Source organism: Pseudomonas sp. S1_G07, assembly GCF_054668565.1.
This window is the reverse complement of sequence record NZ_CP162778.1, coordinates 5,633,281-5,651,193: the sequence shown is the minus strand read 5'-3', so window position 1 is coordinate 5,651,193 and position 17,913 is coordinate 5,633,281. Positions and strand designations below refer to the sequence as shown.

General features: G+C 60.8%; 15 protein-coding genes. 12 read left to right on the top strand and 3 right to left on the bottom strand.

What is annotated here, in order from left to right; all coding sequences use genetic code 11:
- Positions 1-5 precede the first annotated feature (5 nt).
- The 4 genes from flgE to AB4O05_RS25700 all read left to right on the top strand — a co-directional run bounded on the left by flgE (position 6) and on the right by AB4O05_RS25700 (position 4,193).
- A complete protein-coding gene (gene flgE, locus AB4O05_RS25715; protein ID WP_460134628.1) occupies positions 6-1,319 on the top strand; it encodes a flagellar hook protein FlgE in 1,314 nt (437 codons plus the stop codon).
- A 473-nt stretch (positions 1,320-1,792) separates the two neighbouring features.
- Positions 1,793-2,872 (top strand): ArsO family NAD(P)H-dependent flavin-containing monooxygenase, encoded by a 1,080-nt coding sequence (locus AB4O05_RS25710; protein ID WP_460134629.1) that lies wholly within the window; start codon positions 1,793-1,795, stop codon positions 2,870-2,872.
- Positions 2,873-2,899: 27 nt separating this feature from the next.
- Positions 2,900-3,937 carry a permease gene (locus AB4O05_RS25705; protein WP_460134630.1) on the top strand — a complete coding sequence of 346 codons (1,038 nt, stop codon included), beginning with the start codon at positions 2,900-2,902 and terminating at the stop codon, positions 3,935-3,937.
- Between the two features lie 19 nt (positions 3,938-3,956).
- Complete coding sequence (locus AB4O05_RS25700) at positions 3,957-4,193, top strand: thioredoxin family protein (RefSeq protein ID WP_460134631.1); 237 nt, start codon at positions 3,957-3,959, stop codon at positions 4,191-4,193.
- Between the two features lie 88 nt (positions 4,194-4,281).
- Here the strand turns inward: AB4O05_RS25700 and AB4O05_RS25695 are convergent, their stop codons facing one another.
- Positions 4,282-7,176 (bottom strand): ribonucleoside-diphosphate reductase subunit alpha, encoded by a 2,895-nt coding sequence (locus AB4O05_RS25695; RefSeq protein WP_460134632.1) that lies wholly within the window; start codon positions 7,174-7,176, stop codon positions 4,282-4,284.
- Positions 7,177-7,930: 754 nt separating this feature from the next.
- Between AB4O05_RS25695 and AB4O05_RS25690 the strand changes: the two genes are divergently transcribed.
- Both AB4O05_RS25690 and AB4O05_RS25685 read left to right on the top strand, forming a co-directional pair.
- The gene (locus tag AB4O05_RS25690) at positions 7,931-8,656 is read left to right on the top strand and encodes a response regulator (protein ID WP_460134633.1); all 726 of its coding nucleotides are present in this window, start codon (positions 7,931-7,933) and stop codon (positions 8,654-8,656) included.
- Entirely contained in the window at positions 8,653-10,263 is a 1,611-nt protein-coding gene (locus tag AB4O05_RS25685) for an ATP-binding protein (protein WP_460134635.1), read from the top strand. The genes AB4O05_RS25690 and AB4O05_RS25685 overlap by 4 nt, the downstream gene beginning before the upstream one ends.
- A gap of 18 nt (positions 10,264-10,281) precedes the next feature.
- Here the strand turns inward: AB4O05_RS25685 and AB4O05_RS25680 are convergent, their stop codons facing one another.
- Positions 10,282-10,998, bottom strand: a complete 717-nt coding sequence (locus AB4O05_RS25680) for a 4'-phosphopantetheinyl transferase family protein (protein ID WP_460134636.1) — start codon at positions 10,996-10,998, stop codon at positions 10,282-10,284.
- 124 nt (positions 10,999-11,122) lie between these two features.
- Here AB4O05_RS25680 and AB4O05_RS25675 point away from each other — a divergent pair, with 124 nt between their 5' ends.
- The 3 genes from AB4O05_RS25675 to AB4O05_RS25665 are packed head-to-tail and all read left to right on the top strand — an operon-like array spanning position 11,123 to position 13,469.
- Positions 11,123-11,431 carry a hypothetical protein gene (locus AB4O05_RS25675; RefSeq protein ID WP_460134637.1) on the top strand — a complete coding sequence of 103 codons (309 nt, stop codon included), beginning with the start codon at positions 11,123-11,125 and terminating at the stop codon, positions 11,429-11,431.
- A 17-nt stretch (positions 11,432-11,448) separates the two neighbouring features.
- Positions 11,449-12,126 carry a response regulator gene (locus tag AB4O05_RS25670; protein WP_460134638.1) on the top strand — a complete coding sequence of 226 codons (678 nt, stop codon included), beginning with the start codon at positions 11,449-11,451 and terminating at the stop codon, positions 12,124-12,126.
- A complete protein-coding gene (locus AB4O05_RS25665) occupies positions 12,123-13,469 on the top strand; it encodes an ATP-binding protein (protein WP_460134639.1) in 1,347 nt (448 codons plus the stop codon). Before AB4O05_RS25670 ends, AB4O05_RS25665 begins: the two co-directional genes overlap by 4 nt.
- A gap of 24 nt (positions 13,470-13,493) precedes the next feature.
- Here AB4O05_RS25665 and AB4O05_RS25660 read toward each other — a convergent pair whose 3' ends face one another.
- Positions 13,494-14,492 (bottom strand): AraC family transcriptional regulator, encoded by a 999-nt coding sequence (locus AB4O05_RS25660; protein ID WP_460134640.1) that lies wholly within the window; start codon positions 14,490-14,492, stop codon positions 13,494-13,496.
- Positions 14,493-14,831: 339 nt separating this feature from the next.
- Here AB4O05_RS25660 and AB4O05_RS25655 point away from each other — a divergent pair, with 339 nt between their 5' ends.
- The 3 genes from AB4O05_RS25655 (at position 14,832) to AB4O05_RS25645 (ending at position 17,862) form a co-directional block, all read left to right on the top strand.
- Complete coding sequence (locus AB4O05_RS25655; RefSeq protein ID WP_460134641.1) at positions 14,832-16,163, top strand: dicarboxylate/amino acid:cation symporter; 1,332 nt, start codon at positions 14,832-14,834, stop codon at positions 16,161-16,163.
- Between the two features lie 137 nt (positions 16,164-16,300).
- Positions 16,301-17,287 (top strand): XdhC family protein, encoded by a 987-nt coding sequence (locus AB4O05_RS25650; RefSeq protein WP_460134642.1) that lies wholly within the window; start codon positions 16,301-16,303, stop codon positions 17,285-17,287.
- On the top strand, positions 17,284-17,862 hold the full coding sequence (locus tag AB4O05_RS25645; RefSeq protein ID WP_460134643.1) for a nucleotidyltransferase family protein: 579 nt from the start codon (positions 17,284-17,286) through the stop codon (positions 17,860-17,862). The genes AB4O05_RS25650 and AB4O05_RS25645 overlap by 4 nt, the downstream gene beginning before the upstream one ends.
- Positions 17,863-17,913 lie beyond the last annotated feature (51 nt).

Sequence of the window (17,913 nt, the reverse complement as noted above, 5' to 3'; positions counted from 1 at the left end):
GAAACATGTCTTTTAATATCGGCCTTAGCGGCCTCTATGCGGCCAACAAACAACTGGACGTGACCGGCAACAACATCGCCAACGTCGCGACCACCGGCTTCAAGTCGTCCCGTGCGGAATTCGCTGACATCTATGCAGCATCCAAGCTCGGCACCGGCCAGAACAGCATCGGCAACGGGGTGAACCTGGCGGCGGTGTCCCAGCAGTTCACCCAGGGCGACGTCAACGGCAGTGGCGGCATTCTGGACATGGCGATCCAGGGCGGCGGCTTCTTCGTACAGAAGGGCAGCGACGGTTCGCTGGAATACACCCGCAGCGGTGCCTTCCGTGCCGACAAAGACGGTTACATCACCAACAACACCGGTACCTCGCGCCTGCAAGGCTATGCGGCGGATGAAAACGGCAAAATCACCAAGGGCGGCCTCACCGACCTGCAACTGAACCTGTCGAACCTGCCGCCCAAAGCGTCCACCAAGGTGGATTCCACCAGTAACCTGAACTCCTCGGAGCCGGTGATCGACCAGACGCTCAAGCCATTTAACCCGGCGGACACCAGCACCTTCACCACCCAGTACAGCACCACGTTATATGACGCCCAGGGCAATGCGCACCCGATGGTGCAATACCTGGTGAAAACCGACGGTAACAAATGGAACGCCTATACGCTGATTGATGGCCGCAACCCGGACGGTTCATCGCCAACGGGCGGCACGCCTCCCACTCCGCCAGTGGCGTCGACGCTGAGCTTTGACGGCGCCGGCAAACTCACGAGCATTGTTACCGGTGGTGTTTCCAGCACCACCCTGACCCTGACCGGCTGGGTGCCAGGCACGGTCACCAATGGTGTGTGGAAAGCAAACGGCGCGAGTGCCAACCCTACCGGCATCGCCATCAACATGGCGAACATCACCCAGTACAACTCGGCCACCTACCGTAACCCTCCGGTTACCGACGGCTATGCCACTGGCCAGATCACCGGCCTGAAAATCGACGGCAGCGGCGTGCTGTTCGCCACCTTCAGCAACCAGCAGAGCAAGGCCATCGGCCAGATTTCCCTGGCCAGCTTCAACAACGAACAGGGCCTGCAGCCATCGGGCGGCACCAGTTGGAGAGAGACCTTCGCCTCGGGCCAGCCCGGTTACGACACGCCCCAGGCCGGCACCCTGGGTTCGATCGTGGCCAACGCCCTGGAGAACTCCAACGTCAACCTGACCAACGAGCTGGTGGACCTGATCAAGGCCCAGAGCAACTACCAGGCAAACGCCAAGACCATCTCCACCCAGAGCACCATCATGCAGACCATCATTCAGATGACCTGATACGCCAGGTGCTCGGTAAAAAAACCCTCGTTCGAGGGTTTTTTTTCGCCTTTTAATTGGCTGAAACGTCCATTCCCACATGCTGGTCGGTCACAAGATGACAACTGTCGGTTGGAACGCCGTACGCCTGTTTTGCCCCCCTGCGCGACAAGCTTAATGATATGCGAAACCCACTGATGTCTTCAGGCGTGTGAATGCAGCAAGCGATGGTTATGACGTACGAATGCGAGATGGGTTTCAGCTCCATTTGAGCAGATAGAGTTGAATGGAGGCCGAGGCGGGCCGCCTGCGAAGGAGGATGGTGGAGCATATATATTGATAGAGGGCATCAGGTAGAGCCGATGCGCCTGGAGGGGCGTCACAGCATGGATGATGCCAGCCGTAGCCTCCTCAACCTATGAGCTAGATCAGATTGGACTCAATCTTGGGTCACTATACTGGCTACCGTCCAGCATCGACTTAAGGTTCCCCCCATGACTCATTCGGCCAGTGACCCACTCGACGCAGTGATTATCGGTGGGGGACAGTCAGCCTTGGCGGTTGCGTATTTTCTGCGTCGAACTCAACGTTCGTTCGTCATCCTCGACGCAGAGCAGGAGCCTGGTGGTGCCTGGCGGCATGGCTGGAATTCGCTTCGCTTATTCTCGCCGGCCACCTGGAGTTCGATACCCGGCTGGATGATGCCGCCCGTGCAAGAGGGCTACCCAACACGAAATCATGTGATCGACTATCTCAACCAATATGAGCAGCGCTACCAATTTACGGTTAAGCGCCCGGTTCTGGTCGTTTCTGTGGAACGTCTGGAACAGGGTTTACGAGTACGTTCTGACGACAAATATTGGGATGCCAAGGTGGTAATCAGCGCTACCGGCACTTGGAGCAATCCGTATATCCCTCACTATCCCGATGCCGAGCTATTCGCGGGGCGGCAGCTTCACTCTGCGCATTATATTGAAGCACAAGCGTTTGCTGGCAAGAAGGTTCTGGTGGTGGGGGGTGGCAATTCAGGCGCGCAGATTTTGGCAGAAGTCTCCAAGGTCGCCGAGGCCACTTGGGTAACGCTTACTGAGCCGGTGTTTTTGCCTGATGACGTGGATGGGAGGGTGCTATTCAAACGTGCCACTGAGCGCTTGAAAGCTCAGCAGGAGGGGCGTGTCATTGACCAACCTATCGGTGGGTTGGGAGACATTGTCATGGTGCCGCCAGTGGTAGAGGCCCGCGAGCGTGACGCTCTTAAGTCTGTACGCCCATTTGAGCGTTTTACTCGCGATGGCGTTGTGTGGGCCGATGGATCTGAATCTGCCGTGGATGTGGTCATCTGGTGTACCGGATTCAGACCGGCCCTTGAGTATCTGAATACGCTGGGGGTGCTCAACTCCGAAGGTCGTGTTGAGGTCGAAGGTACTCATTCGATCCAGGAGCCAAGACTCTGGCTGGTGGGCTATGGCGAGTGGACAGGTTCGGCTTCTGCCACGCTGATCGGTGTAACACGCACGGCGCGCAGCACCGTCAATGAGATTGCAACCTTTCTTGGTGATCCGTCCGTGGCCTAGTGCGCCTGCACCGGAGGGGGAGTGGACATGAACGAAATGATCGCGGGCTGGCCTGAGCGAAATCCCCGCATGTTTTTAGCGGTAGCAGCGCTTGCCTGGTTCGGCTTGTATGAAGCCCTGATTCCTGTTTCAGAGGTTTTGGTCGCAGCGCTCCCTGTTGAGCGTAATAGCCACCTTGGCGGCGCCTTACAGTTTTTTTTCTACGACACACCCAAAGTGCTGATGTTATTGACCGGCATCGTGTTCTTGATGGGGATGCTCAACTCCTACTTCACACCTGAACGCACCCGCGCGATGTTGGCAGGGCGAAGCGAGGGCACGGCCAATGTCATGGCGGCCTCTCTTGGTGTGTTTACCCCATTTTGCTCGTGCTCGGCCGTTCCTCTTTTCATAGGTTTTGTCCAAGCTGGAGTGCCCCTGGGGGTGACGTTCTCTTTCCTCATTTCTGCGCCCATGGTGAATGAGGTCGCGCTGACATTACTGCTTGGCTTGTTCGGCTGGAAAGTGGCGTTGCTCTATCTGAGCCTGGGGTTGTTTATTGCGATTGTTGCGGGCTGGGTCATTGGGCGCCTGAAAATGGAGGCCTATCTGGAAGACTGGGTTCGTAATATGCCCAAGGTCCAGGCCACCGTCGGGGACACGAGTATGCCGCTGTACGAGCGGATAAATGCCGGGTTTGGCAGCGTGCGTGAAATCGTCGGAAAAGTATGGCCTTACATCCTTGCCGGTATTGCCATTGGCGCAGGTATTCACGGGTATGTGCCTGAGGACTTCATGGTCGGTTTCATGGGCAAAGAAGCCTGGTGGTCGGTTCCGCTCGCCGTTCTTATCGGCATCCCCATGTATACCAATGCGGCAGGCATCATTCCTATCGTGCAGGCACTGCTCGCAAAGGGGGCCGCGCTGGGCACCGTGCTGGCCTTCATGATGAGTGTCATCGCTCTATCCCTTCCGGAGATGGTGATCCTGCGCAAAGTACTGAAAGTTCGCCTGATAGCTACCTTCATTGGGGTCGTCGCCGTCGGCATTCTCATCGTTGGCTACGTCTTCAACTTCGCTTTGTAATCCACCTACCGAGGTTTTCATGAAAAACATCAAGGTTCTGGGCACCGGTTGTGCGAAATGTAAATCGACAGTAGCTATCATCGAACAGGTGGCGAGTGCGAAAGGCGTCCCCATAACACTGGAAAAAGTCGAAGACCTGCAGCAGATCGTCAGCTACGGGGTCATGTCCACGCCCAGCGTTGTGATTGACGGAAAGGTTGTCCACTCGGGGGGCATCCCGGCCCGTGACAAAGTCGAACAGTGGCTCAGTGCTTAGAGGGGCTGTATAAACCAAAAACCCCCTGTTTTATCAGGGGGTTATGGGCTTCTAAAGCTTAATGTCTACGTTTATTTGAACCTGGCTGTCATTGGCAAGCTTCGCAGTCCGGCTCATCGATCGCGCAGGCCTTTGGCACGGGTGCCGGGCCGGCAGGGGCGGCGAGTACCGAATCATCACCGTGGTTGCCGCTGGAAACAGCGTTGAGCTTACCGGTGTTGATGGTCGACTTCTCGGTGCTGGTCGCGGCCAGGGCACGGAGGTAGTAAGTGGTTTTCAGGCCACGGTACCACGCCATGCGGTAGGTCACGTCGAGCTTCTTGCCCGAAGCGCCGGCGATGTACAGGTTCAGGGACTGCGCCTGGTCGATCCACTTCTGACGACGGCTGGCGGCGTCAACGATCCACTTGGTGTCCACTTCGAAGGCAGTTGCGTAGAGCTCTTTGAGCTCCTGCGGGATGCGTTCGATCTGCTGCACGGAACCGTCGTAGTACTTCAGGTCGTTGATCATCACCGAGTCCCACAGGCCACGGGCTTTCAGGTCGCGGACCAGGTACGGGTTGATCACGGTGAATTCGCCCGACAGGTTCGATTTCACATACAGGTTCTGGTAGGTCGGCTCGATCGACTGCGACACGCCAGTGATGTTGGCGATGGTTGCCGTCGGTGCGATGGCCATGATGTTGGAGTTACGAATACCTTTCTGTACACGGGCACGTACCGGCGCCCAATCCAGGGTTTCGTTCAGGTCAACGTCGATGTACTTCTGGCCACGGGCTTCGATCAGGATCTGTTGCGAGTCCAGCGGCAGGATGCCTTTGGACCACAGCGAACCCTGGAACGTCTCGTAGGCGCCGCGCTCGTCGGCCAGGTCGCAGGAAGCCTGGATCGCGTAGTAGCTGACCGCTTCCATGGACTTGTCGGCGAACTCGACCGCTGCGTCCGAACCGTAAGGAATGTGCTGCAGGTACAACGCGTCCTGGAAGCCCATGATGCCCAAACCGACCGGACGGTGCTTGAAGTTGGAGTTCTGCGCCTGTGGCACCGAGTAGTAGTTGATGTCGATCACGTTATCGAGCATGCGTACGGCGGTGTTGACGGTGCGCTCCAGTTTGGCGGTGTCCAGCTTGCCGTTGACGATGTGGTTCGGCAGGTTGATCGAGCCCAGGTTGCAAACGGCGATCTCGTCCTTGTTGGTGTTCAAGGTGATCTCGGTGCACAGGTTCGAGCTGTGGACCACGCCCACGTGCTGCTGCGGGCTGCGCAGGTTGCATGGGTCCTTGAAGGTCAACCATGGGTGGCCGGTTTCGAACAGCATGGACAGCATTTTGCGCCACAGGTCCTTGGCCTGGATGGTCTTGAACAGCTTGACCTTGCCTGGGTACTCGGTGAGGGCTTCGTAGTACTCGTAGCGCTCTTCGAAGGCCTTGCCGGTCAGGTCGTGCAGGTCCGGCACTTCGGATGGCGAGAACAGGGTCCACTTGCCGTCATCGAAGACGCGCTTCATGAACAGGTCAGGGATCCAGTTGGCGGTGTTCATGTCGTGGGTACGACGACGGTCATCACCGGTGTTCTTGCGCAGCTCGATGAACTCTTCAATGTCCATGTGCCAGGTTTCCAGGTAGGCACATACCGCGCCTTTGCGCTTGCCGCCCTGGTTGACCGCTACGGCGGTGTCGTTCACGACTTTCAGGAACGGTACGACGCCCTGGGACTTGCCGTTGGTGCCCTTGATGTACGAACCCAGTGCACGCACAGGGGTCCAGTCGTTGCCCAGGCCACCGGCGAATTTGGACAGCATGGCGTTGTCGTGGATCGCGTGGTAGATGCCCGACAGGTCATCCGGCACGGTGGTCAGGTAGCAGCTCGACAGCTGTGGGCGCAGGGTGCCGGCGTTGAACAGGGTCGGGGTCGACGACATGTAGTCGAAGGACGACAGCAGGTTGTAGAACTCGATCGCACGGTCTTCCTTGTGCTTCTCTTCGATCGCCAGGCCCATGGCCACGCGCATGAAGAACACTTGCGGCAGTTCGAAGCGGATACCGTCCTTGTGGATGAAGTAACGGTCGTACAGCGTCTGCAGGCCCAGGTAGGTGAACTGCTGGTCACGCTCGTGGTTGATCGCCTTGCCGAGTTTTTCCAGGTCGAAGGTGGCCAGGACCGGGTTCAGCAATTCGTATTCGATACCCTTGGCGATGTAGGCAGGCAGGGCCTTGGCGTACAGGTCGGCCATTTCGTGGTGGGTGGCGCTGTCGGCCACGCCGAGGAAACCCAGGCCTTCGGCGCGCAGGGTGTCCATCAGCAGGCGGGCGGTCACGAACGAGTAGTTTGGCTCGCGTTCAACCAGGGTACGGGCGGTCATCACCAGGGCGGTGTTGACGTCGGTCAGGGCCACGCCGTCGTACAGGTTTTTCAGGGTTTCGCGCTGGATCAGGTCACCGTCGACTTCTTCCAGGCCTTCGCAGGCCTCGGTGATGATGGTGGTCAGGCGGCCCAGGTCCAACGGTGCAAAGCTACCGTCGGCCAGGGTGATGCGGATCGAGGGGTGGGCTTGTACGGCGGCTTCTTCGGCCGGGGTACGCACGGCACGTTCCTTGGCGCGCGAATCGCGGTAGATCACATAGTCGCGCGCGACTTTCTGCTCGCCGGCACGCATCAGGGCCAGTTCGACCTGGTCCTGGATTTCTTCGATGTGGATGGTGCCGCCCGACGGCATGCGACGTTTGAAAGTCGCGGTGACTTGTTCGGTCAGGCGGGCAACGGTGTCGTGGATGCGCGACGAAGCGGCAGCGGTGCCGCCTTCAACTGCAAGAAACGCTTTGGTGATGGCGACGGTGATTTTGTCATCGGTGTAAGGAACGACAGTGCCGTTACGCTTGATCACGCGCAATTGGCCAGGTGCAGTGGCGGACAGATCCATATTCGAATCAGCGGCCTGCGGCACGGAGCCCTGCGGGTTCTCGCGAGTTGTGTCGGTTTGCATGGGGGAGTGTCTCCACGTTCTATATTTATTTGGGCACCATCACGGTGCCCACCGTTCCGTCCTGAAGCATTTACAGCAGGCCTGGGCCTGGCATAACAACTTCGGGACAGGAGGAAGGGAGCTGTTCGCGCCGCTTCCATGCCGAAGTCTTCGGTTCGGGGCTCGCAAGCCCTTGGCCGTATTTCTGGTGGGCGACAGTTGCCAGGTTCAAGCACTGCAACACCCGTACCGTGTTCCGTTGTTGGAGCTTGAAAACGGCTGCCATCCGCTGACGCGGTTTGGGCTTTCAAAAAATGCTGGGTTTAGACCAAACAGGAGCAAGAAAGGACTTGAGTTTCTTGTCTGATTTGTGTTTGGTCGCTTCACTCAAAACCCTACATGTAGGGTTTTTTTCGCGCCGAGGTACAAGATAATGCGTTTTTGGAGCCTTAGCAACGCAAGACCTGTGGATAACGCTGTGGGTAAAAGGTGTATGAAACGTGGAACACCCGTGTAGGCCGCAGTACTGCTGGATTGCGCCGTTTGTCACTGAATATTCCAAGGAAAAAACGGCTCTTTGGATTTTTGAGGGCGCGAACCCTATCACAAAAAAACACGATCACCGAATGGATTTCCTGACTTGTGCTGGAGGGCGGGAGCATGGCTACAATCGGCCTTTGTTATGCCCTCAAAACGTGACAAATAAGGTGTGGCTGGCGAAGCTCAACATGTGGGAGGGGGCCAGCGAATCCCTTTATAACAATGAGGATCACCCGTGGAGCAAGAAGCCTGGCAAATATTGATCGTCGAGGATGACGAGCGACTCGCCGAGTTGACCCGCGACTATCTGGAGAGCAACGGCCTGCGCGTGTCGGTTGAAGGTGACGGCGCCCTGGCCGCCGCGCGAATCATCGCCGAGCAACCGGACCTGGTGATCCTCGACCTGATGCTTCCCGGCGAAGACGGCCTGAGCATCTGCCGCAAGGTACGCGAGCGCTATGACGGGGTGATCCTGATGCTCACCGCGCGCACCGACGACATGGACCAGGTCCTGGGCCTGGACCTGGGGGCCGACGACTATGTGTGCAAACCCGTGCGCCCGCGCTTGTTGCTGGCGCGTATTCAGGCCTTGCTGCGGCGCAGCGAGCCGGCCGAACCGGCTGCCGTGGAAAACCTGCGCCGCCTGCAATTCGGCCCGCTGGTGGTGGACAACGCCTTGCGCGAAGCCTGGCTGCGCGACGGCGGCATCGAGTTGACCAGCGCCGAATTCGACCTGCTGTGGCTATTGGTGGCGAACGCCGGGCGCATCCTGTCCCGCGAAGAAATCTTTATCGCCCTGCGCGGCATCGGCTATGACGGCCAGGACCGCTCCATTGATGTACGTATCTCACGGATACGCCCGAAAATCGGCGACGACCCGATCCATCCGCGCCTGATCAAGACCATCCGCAGCAAAGGCTACCTGTTCGTCCCCGAAGCCTGCGCCGACATGCCGCTGTGAACTCGATCTTCCTGCGCATCTATGGCGGCATGTGCGCGGCATTGATTCTGGTGGCGCTGCTGGGCGTGCTGGCCCTGCACCTGCTCAACGAGATGCGCAGCGGCCAGTACCGCGAGCGCCTGGCCCACGGCACCTTTGCCTTGATGGGCGATAACCTGCGGCCCATGAGCGCCATCGAGCGCCAGCGCGCCTTGGCAGTGTGGGAGCGCCTGCTGGGCATCCCCCTGCAGTTGCGTACCCTCACCGAAACGCAGTTGGACCTCAGCCAACGTACCCGCCTGCAACGCGGCCAAGTGCTGGTTGAGCAAACCGGGCCGCATGCCGCTCGCGTACTGCGCCTGGTCAGCGAGCAGGAGCAACTGGTCCTGACGGGGGAGGTGCAGCAGATCAGCGAGCAACTGGCCCGCGCCACGATTTACCTGCTTGCCGATGAACTGGTGCGCTTCCCGGTGGCCGAGCAGCCGCAGCGGCTGGCGGATATAAAAGAAGCCAAGGGTTTTGGCTTCGAGATGCACCTTGTGCCCCTCGACCAGGCCGATATGGATGAGGACCAGCGCCGTCGGGTTTCAGAGGGCGATACGGTGATGGCCCTGGGCAAGGGCGGCGACTCGATCCGCGTCTTCGCCGGCATGGTCGGTACGCCTTGGGTGCTGGAAATCGGCCCGCTGTTTCAGATGAACCCTTACCCGCCGCAATGGCTGATCCTGATCGCCTTGATCGGCCTGACCCTGATCGGCCTGATCGTCTATTTATTGGTGCGCCAGCTGGAGCGCCGCCTCAAAGGCCTGGAAGCCGCCGCCACGCGCATCGCCATGGGCAACCTCGAGGTGCGCGTGCCGGCGCGTGGCGCCGACTCGGTGGGGCGCCTGGCATCGGCGTTCAATGGCATGGCCGAGCACTTGCAGCAATTACTGGCGATCCAGCGCGAACTGGTGCGTGCTGTATCCCATGAACTGCGCACACCCGTGGCGCGCCTGCGCTTTGGCCTGGAGATGATCGGCGAGGCAGCCACCCCCGAAGCGCGGCGCAAATACCTGGAGGGCATGGACAACGACATCCAGGACCTCGATGGCCTGGTGGATGAAATGCTCACCTATGCACGGCTGGAGCAGGGAGCGCCGGAGTTGAATTTCCAGCGGGTCGACCTGAGCGCGTTGCTCGACCAGGTGATCGGCGAATTGTCGCCATTGCGGCCCCAGATCAACGTGGCGCGGGGGATCTGCCTGTCCTCGGCGCATTGGGATGACGCCTGGGTCGAAGCCGAGCCGCGTTATCTGCACCGCGCCTTGCAGAACCTGGTGAGTAATGCCATGCGCCACGCCCAGGGCCAGGTGCTGATCAGCTATCAGGTCGGCCAGGTGCGCTGCCGCATCGACGTGGAGGACGACGGCCCCGGCGTGCCGGAAAGTGCCTGGGAGCGCATCTTCACGCCGTTCCTGCGCCTTGACGACAGCCGCACCCGCGCCTCCGGTGGGCATGGGCTGGGGTTGTCGATTGTGCGGCGGATTATTTACTGGCATGGCGGGCGCGCGTTGATCAGCAAGAGCAACAACCTGGGCGGGGCGTGCTTCAGCTTGAGTTGGCCCAGGGATCAGGAGAAACGCTGATAGCGTTATCGCGGCGTGTCAGGCGCCAATGGCCACCAGGCTCAGTAACTGCCCGTCATGCACGGAAAACTGCGCCGACAATGATGTGCCATGGCTCCATTCGGCGGAAAGATCCGTCAGTAATCGCAGGCGCACGGCTCCCGACGCCGACCATTCCACCACCTCGGCATGCTCAAAATAGAAGCGCTTGTGCACGATGGGGTAGAGCGCCTTGAACAGACTCTCCTTGACCGAAAACGTCAGCGTCACCAACAGGGCAACCTGCTCCCGCGGTACCTTGGCCAGGCGTTGCAGCTCATCGGCGGTGAGAATCTCCCCAGCCAGACGCTCCGCCCGTTCCAGGCTGAGCAGGTTCTCCAGGTCCATTCCCAGCCCGCGCCACTGCGCCTTTTGCGCGACAATCGCGGCAGCATGCCCGGTGCTATGGGTGATGGAGCCGCTGATAGAGGAGGGCCATACCGGTGCGCGGTCTTCGCCGACAGCGGGTATGCAGTCGAGGTGGCCGAGCTGTTGCAGGGCCGCGCGGGCGCACAGGCGGCCGGCGAGGAACTCCGCCTGGCGCTTGGCCACCGAGCGCTGGATGCTTGCCGGCGGCGGCACGGCGCAGCGCTGGAAATCCCCAGCCGCCAACAACGCGGGGTCAAAGCGCGTGCTGAGAAGTACCGTGCCCGGCAGGGGGACGGGCAGCGGCCAATGGTTGAGGAGTGGGGTGCAGCAAGCGGGTAAGGAGGTCATGGGCGGTATTTTGCCGAGTTGGCGTGCCAGTGCATAGCCCGCGGCGGTTCGGAGCCTGTTCAGGGGGAGTTCAGGGGCGTTTGCGTAGTCTGGCCTCACAGCCAAACGCGTATGAGGTAGCACCATGACTGCGATCAAAAAGCTGATGCTGGCGTTGACCCTGTTGACGGCCACCGCTGGGACCCAAGCGTCGGAGGGCGCTTTTGCCGAGTTCGGCAGGGAAAAAACCAGGAAGCCCAGTAGCCTGATCCATCGTGTGAGTGTCGAAGACGCCGCCGCCCAGCTTTCGCCCTGGGGCCACTCCCTGGGCCTTACCACCCCGCAACCGGCGTACCGGGCCGGTTATGAACGCCTGACCGCCCAGTTCAATGGCATTAAACTGCGCCCGCAAGACCTGCAGGGCCGCTATGATGTTTCACAGTCGGACTGTTGACTGCTTTGGAGAGCCTTATGAAATTGCTGGTGGTGGAAGATGAGGCGCTGCTGCGTCATCACCTGTTTACCCGCCTGACCGACAGCGGCCACGTGGTCGAGGCCGTGGCCAATGCCGAGGAAGCCTTGTACCAGACCGGTCAATACAACCACGACCTGGCGATCATCGACCTGGGCCTGCCCGGCATGGGCGGCCTGGACCTGATCCGTCAGTTGCGCACCCAGACCAAGACGTTCCCGATCCTGATCCTGACCGCGCGCGGCAATTGGCAGGACAAAGTCGAGGGGCTGGCCGCCGGCGCCGACGACTATGTGGTCAAGCCGTTCCAGTTCGAAGAGCTGGAGGCGCGCATGAACGCCTTGCTGCGCCGCTCCAGCGGCTTTACCCAGTCAACCATCGTCGCTGGCCCCTTGCTGCTGGACCTCAACCGCAAGCAGGCATCCCTCGACGAGCAGCCCCTGGCGTTGACCGCCTACGAATATCGGATCCTCGAATACCTGATGCGCCATCACCAGCAGGTCGTCGCCAAGGACCGCCTGATGGAACAGCTCTACCCCGATGATGACGAGCGCGACCCAAACGTCATAGAGGTGCTGGTCGGCCGCCTGCGCCGCAAGCTGGAAGGCCCGGCCGGGTTCAAGCCGATCGACACCGTGCGCGGGCTCGGTTACCTGTTCAATGAGCGCTGCCGTTGATTCGCTCGCTACGTGTGCGCTTGATGCTGGCGGCCGCGACCCTGGCCGTGCTGTTTATGCTGGGCTTGCTGCCCGCCATGCAAGGCGCGTTCAGCCTGGCATTGCAGGACTCCATCGAGCAGCGCCTGGCGTCGGATGTCACCACCCTGATTTCCGCCGCGCGGGTCGAAAACAATCGCCTGCTGATGCCGGCACAGTTGCCGGACGAGCGCTTCAATCTCACCGACAGCCGCCTGCTCGGCTATATCTACGACCGCGAGGGCCATCTGGTGTGGCGCTCGCGCGCAACCCGCGACGAAAGCATCAACTACAAGCCGCGCTACGACGGGCGCGGCAATGAGTTTGCGCGGATTCGCGCCACCAGCGGCCAGGAGTTTTTCGTCTATGACGTCGAGGTCAAGCTGCTCGGTGGCAAGAGCGCGGCATTCAGTATCGTCGCCCTGCAACCGGTGCGCGAATACCAGTTGACCCTTGAAGGCTTGCGCGAAAATCTCTACCTGGGCTTCGGCGCGGCGCTGCTGGTACTGCTGACCTTACTCTGGCTGGGCCTGACCTGGGGCCTGCAAGCCTTGCGGCGGTTGAGCCAGGAACTCGACGAGATCGAAGGCGGTACCCGTGAAAGCCTGTCCGAAAAACACCCGCGCGAATTGCTGCGCCTTACCGGTTCTCTCAACCGCTTGCTGCACAGCGAGCGCGAACAACGGGCGCGCTACCGCGATTCCCTCGATGATCTCGCCCATAGCCTGAAAACCCCGCTCGCGGTCCTGCAGGGCGTGAGCGAAGACATGGCCCAGCGCCCCGAAGAGCGCGACCAGGCCTGGGTGCTGCAATCACAGATCGAGCGCATGAGCCAGCAGATCAGCTACCAGTTGCAGCGGGCCAGCCTGCGCAAAAGCGGGCTGGTGCGTCATCAGGTACGCCTGCAGCCGGTGCTGCAAAGCCTGTGCGATACGTTGGAAAAGGTTTACCGCGACAAGCGTGTCACGGTGTCCTTTGAGTTACCGGAGGAATGCGACGTGCCCATCGAGAAGGGCGCCTTGCTCGAGTTGCTGGGCAACCTGCTGGAGAACGCCTACCGCCTGTGCCTGAGCGAAGTGCACATCAGCCTGGTGGAAAACCTTGAGGGCATCGAGTTGTGCATTGAAGATGACGGCCCCGGCGTGCCGCCGGACCAGCGTGCACGGATTCTGCAACGGGGCGAGCGGCTGGACCGCCAGCACCCGGGGCAGGGGATCGGGCTGGCGGTGGTCAAGGACATCATTGAAAGCTATGGGGCGCGGCTGACCCTGGGTGACTCACCGCTGGGTGGCGCGGCGTTCAAGATTCATTTTCCGGCCGTATGATTTTCATTGGGTGTACCGGCCTCTTTAATGCTCCTGCGCTCTGTAAGCCCCCGGCGTCAGCCCCGTCCACTTCTTGAACGCCCGATGGAACGCCGAGGGTTCGGAGAACCCCAACTGCTCGGCGATTTCCTGCAGTGACCAATCCGCTCGTCCCAGATGGTAGATGGCGATGTCCCGCCGCAGCTCATCCTTGAGTGCCTGAAAACTGGTGCCTTCTTCGCGCAAATGCCGGCGCAGGGTCTGCGGGCTGACGTGCAGGTGTTGGGCGACGGCTTCCAGGTCTGGCCAGGGCGTGCGGTCGCGGCTCAACAAGCGCCGCAACTGGCTGCTCAGACTGTCGCCCTCATCCGGGCGCGACAGCAGGTCGGCGGGGGAACGCTCCAGGAAGTGCTTGAGGGTGCGTTCGTCCTGCAACAGCGGCAGGCTCAGGTAACGGGCGGGAAATACCAGGCTGCTGTGCGCTGCGCCGAACACGTGGGCGCAGGGAAACAGCAGGTCATATTCCCCGGCGTGGGCTGGCATCGGGTAGCTGAACGTGGCCTGGCGCAAGCGAATGCGCTGACCGATCAGCCAACTGCCCAGGCGATGCCAGATCACCAGCAGGCATTCGCTGAGAAAGTGATCCGGGTCCCAGAGGAGCGAATCGTCCAGGCTCAAGCGCGCCATTTCGCCTTCCCGCGTCAGTTGCCAACGCGGGCCGTGGGGGAACAGGCCATAAAATAACAAGCCGCGTTCCAGTGCCTTCTCCAGGGTGCGGCAGTGGATCAATGCGTGGCACATCATGGCGAAGGTGCCACGTTTGCTCGGGCCATCAGCGAACCCCAGGTATTCGTCGTCCAGCGCCAGCCAGAGCATTTGCAACAGCCGGGTAAATTGCTCCGGCGCGATGCGGGCGCGGGGTTCGGTCAACAATTGCGGGGTGATGCCGACCTGCTGCAGCAGGCTCGAGCAATCGTAGCCTGCCCGACGCGCACCGCCGAGAGCGGCGCGGGCGTAGTGGCTGGCGATGGTACGTTCACGCATGAGGGACCCTCGTCCATGGAAGGACGGATGGTAGTCACCGTCGGGCAGGGCTACAAGGCGGATTTCCGCCAAATTGCAGGACGTGATTGAGTGGTGAGGCGGAAATCCGCCATCCAGGCTGGCACCGAGCAGGGCGCCTGGATCCCTTCGGCCCTGATGCCTGAAGGTCTCCAGGGTTTTTCAGCAAAGTGGCATGGCGTTTGCGATAAGGACTACAGCGCAGGCCTGGTCCTACAGACCTCGCAAACAACAAATCCCTCCAGTGCAGGAGGGTTCGCAATTCAAGTGTCGTGGGCAATGGCGGATATTTGCCACACGGGACGATTGAGGAACTTTGCAATGACGACTCGTCAGCCAATCTACAAATCCCTGTATTTCCAGGTGATCGTTGCAATCGTTATCGGTATTTTGCTCGGTCACTTCTACCCGCAGACCGGCGTGGCGCTCAAACCCCTGGGTGACGGCTTTATCAAGCTGATCAAAATGGTCATCGCCCCGATCATCTTCTGCACCGTTGTCAGCGGTATCGCTGGCATGCAAAACATGAAATCGGTCGGCAAAACCGGCGGCTACGCGCTGCTGTACTTCGAGGTTGTCTCCACCATCGCCCTGTTGATCGGCCTGGTCGTGGTCAACGTTGTGCAACCGGGCGCCGGCATGCACATCGACGTTGCAACCCTGGACGCTTCGAAAGTCGCAGCTTACGTGACGGCCGGCAAAGACCAGAGCATCGTCGGCTTTATCCTCAACGTTATCCCTAACACCATCGTCGGCGCGTTCGCCAACGGCGACATCCTGCAAGTGCTGATGTTCTCGGTGATCTTCGGTTTCGCCCTGCATCGCCTGGGTGCCTACGGCAAGCCGGTGCTGGACTTCATCGATCGCTTCGCCCACGTGATGTTCAACATCATCAACATGATCATGAAGCTCGCGCCAATCGGTGCCCTGGGCGCCATGGCGTTCACCATCGGTGCCTACGGTGTAGGTTCCCTGGTGCAGCTGGGCCAGTTGATGATCTGTTTCTATATCACCTGCGTTCTGTTTGTGGTCGTGGTGCTCGGTGCTATCTGCCGCGCCCACGGCTTCAGCGTGCTGAAGCTGATTCGCTATATCCGTGAAGAGCTGCTGATCGTTCTGGGGACTTCCTCTTCCGAGTCCGCATTGCCTCGCATGCTGATCAAGATGGAGCGCCTGGGCGCGAAGAAATCCGTCGTCGGCCTGGTGATCCCGACCGGCTACTCGTTCAACCTCGACGGTACGTCGATCTACCTGACCATGGCGGCCGTGTTCATCGCTCAAGCGACTGACACCCACATGGATATCACCCACCAGATCACCCTGCTGCTGGTGCTGCTGCTGTCCTCCAAAGGCGCTGCGGGCGTGACCGGCAGCGGCTTCATCGTACTGGCTGCAACCCTGTCGGCCGTAGGCCACCTGCCGGTTGCCGGCCTGGCGCTGATCCTGGGTATCGACCGCTTCATGTCCGAAGCCCGCGCACTGACCAACCTGGTGGGTAATGCCGTTGCCACCATCGTTGTGGCCAAGTGGGTCAAGGAACTGGACACCGACAAGCTGCACAGCGAGCTGGCGTCCGGCGGTACCGGTATCTCCGACACCCGTCCTGAAGATGACCTGGGCGTGGCCGAAGGCCCTGCACCTGTCGCCAAGTAAGCCGCTGATGGCGTGAGCCCACGCCGCCAGCCATGCGCAAACGCCCCGACTTGTTCGGGGCGTTTGCGTTTCTGGCAGGGCACTTTTACGGATTTTTATGGTTTACAGTAAGTGCGCTATTGCCTGCAGGAGGCTTGATGGACAGTGTGGATTTGAATGTCCTGCGCAGCGTGCTGGAATGGCGCCGCGCGGGGCAGCGGGTGATGTTGTACAGCGTCGTGCAGACCTGGGGCAGCGCTCCGCGCCCGCCGGGCGCGATGCTGGCCCTGCGTGGCGACGGGGTGGTGATTGGCTCGGTCTCTGGCGGTTGCATCGAAGACGACTTGATTGCGCGCTTGCAGGATGGGCGGCTGACGGACGACGGGCCGCCGGTGCAACTGGTGACCTACGGCGTCACCCGGGATGAGGCGGCGCGTTTCGGCCTGCCGTGCGGCGGCACCCTGCGCCTGACCGAAGAGCGGGTGATCGAGTGGGCGTGGGTCTCGGAGCTGCTGGCGCGCTGTGAGGATCATCAGATTGTCGCTCGGGAGCTCAACCTCGCTACCGGCGAAGTGACCCTCAGCGGGGCGGCCAAGACCGATGGGGTGAGCTTCGACGGCGAACGCCTGCGGGCCATTTACGGCCCACGCTGGCGCCTGTTGTTGATCGGCGCGGGGCAGTTGTCGCGCTATGTGGCGCAAATGGCGCGCCTGCTGGATTTTGAAGTGTTGATCTGTGATCCGCGCAAAGAGTTCGTGTACGGCTGGGAGGAGCAACACGGCCGCTTTGTGCCGGGCATGCCCGATGAAGCGGTGCTTGCCATCCAGGCCGATGAGCGTACCGCGATTGTCTGCCTGACCCACGACCCGCGCCTGGACGATATGGCGCTGTTGACCGCATTGAACTCCAGTGCGTTCTACATTGGCGCGCTGGGCTCGCGGGTCAACACGCAAAAGCGCCGGGAGAACCTGGCGGCCCTGGGGTTGTCGGCGCAGGCGATCGCGCGGTTGCATGGGCCGATCGGCTTGCATATCGGCAGTCATACACCGCCGGAAATTGCCCTGTCACTGATGGCGGAAATTGTCGCAATCAAGAACGGCGTAGCGCCGCTGCAGAAAAAGCCGATGCCGGTGGTGGCGCAGTGACGGTGACGGCGATTGTGCTGGCGGCGGGGCAGGGTAGCCGGTTCCGCGCCGAGGCGGGGGCCGACCAGGACAAGTTGCTGGCCCGCTGCAAGGGCCGCGATGGCGTGACGCGGCCGGTGATCGAGCAGGTGTTGCTGAACTTGCCGGCGGGCCTGGTGGATCGCTGGGTGGTGACGTCGCCGGAGCGTATGGGTGTCATTCAGTTGGCCGAGAGATATGGCTGCCGCGTATTGCTGCTGGATTCGGCGGGGATGGGCGACAGTATTGCCGCCGCCGTCGCGGCCAGTGGCGCGGCCGATGGCTGGCTGGTGGTATTGGGGGACATGCCGTTCATCCAATCATCGAGTATTGAGCGCGTAATAGAGCACCTGGAGGGTATCAGCGCGCCGGTGCATGCCGGGCAACGTGGGCATCCGGTGGCCTTTGCTCGGGCGTTCGGGCCGGCGTTGATGGCATTGAGTGGTGATCGCGGGGCCAAGCCATTATTCGCCCAGGCGACGGTGCGGCAAGTGATCGTGGACGACCCTGGCGTGTTGTGGGATGTGGATGTGCCCGCGTTGTTGAATTACCGCTGAGCGGGCATAAAAAAGCCCCGCCTGATTACTCAGGCGGGGCTTTTTAGTGGC

Coding starts and splice junctions, on each gene's coding strand:
- flgE (WP_460134628.1), top strand. CDS start 6: ATGTCTTTTAATATCGGCCTTAGCGGCCTCTATGCGGCCAACAAACAA.
- AB4O05_RS25710 (WP_460134629.1), top strand. CDS start 1,793: ATGACTCATTCGGCCAGTGACCCACTCGACGCAGTGATTATCGGTGGG.
- AB4O05_RS25705 (WP_460134630.1), top strand. CDS start 2,900: ATGAACGAAATGATCGCGGGCTGGCCTGAGCGAAATCCCCGCATGTTT.
- AB4O05_RS25700 (WP_460134631.1), top strand. CDS start 3,957: ATGAAAAACATCAAGGTTCTGGGCACCGGTTGTGCGAAATGTAAATCG.
- AB4O05_RS25695 (WP_460134632.1), bottom strand. CDS start 7,176: ATGCAAACCGACACAACTCGCGAGAACCCGCAGGGCTCCGTGCCGCAG.
- AB4O05_RS25680 (WP_460134636.1), bottom strand. CDS start 10,998: ATGACCTCCTTACCCGCTTGCTGCACCCCACTCCTCAACCATTGGCCG.
- AB4O05_RS25675 (WP_460134637.1), top strand. CDS start 11,123: ATGACTGCGATCAAAAAGCTGATGCTGGCGTTGACCCTGTTGACGGCC.
- AB4O05_RS25670 (WP_460134638.1), top strand. CDS start 11,449: ATGAAATTGCTGGTGGTGGAAGATGAGGCGCTGCTGCGTCATCACCTG.
- AB4O05_RS25660 (WP_460134640.1), bottom strand. CDS start 14,492: ATGCGTGAACGTACCATCGCCAGCCACTACGCCCGCGCCGCTCTCGGC.
- AB4O05_RS25655 (WP_460134641.1), top strand. CDS start 14,832: ATGACGACTCGTCAGCCAATCTACAAATCCCTGTATTTCCAGGTGATC.
- AB4O05_RS25650 (WP_460134642.1), top strand. CDS start 16,301: ATGGACAGTGTGGATTTGAATGTCCTGCGCAGCGTGCTGGAATGGCGC.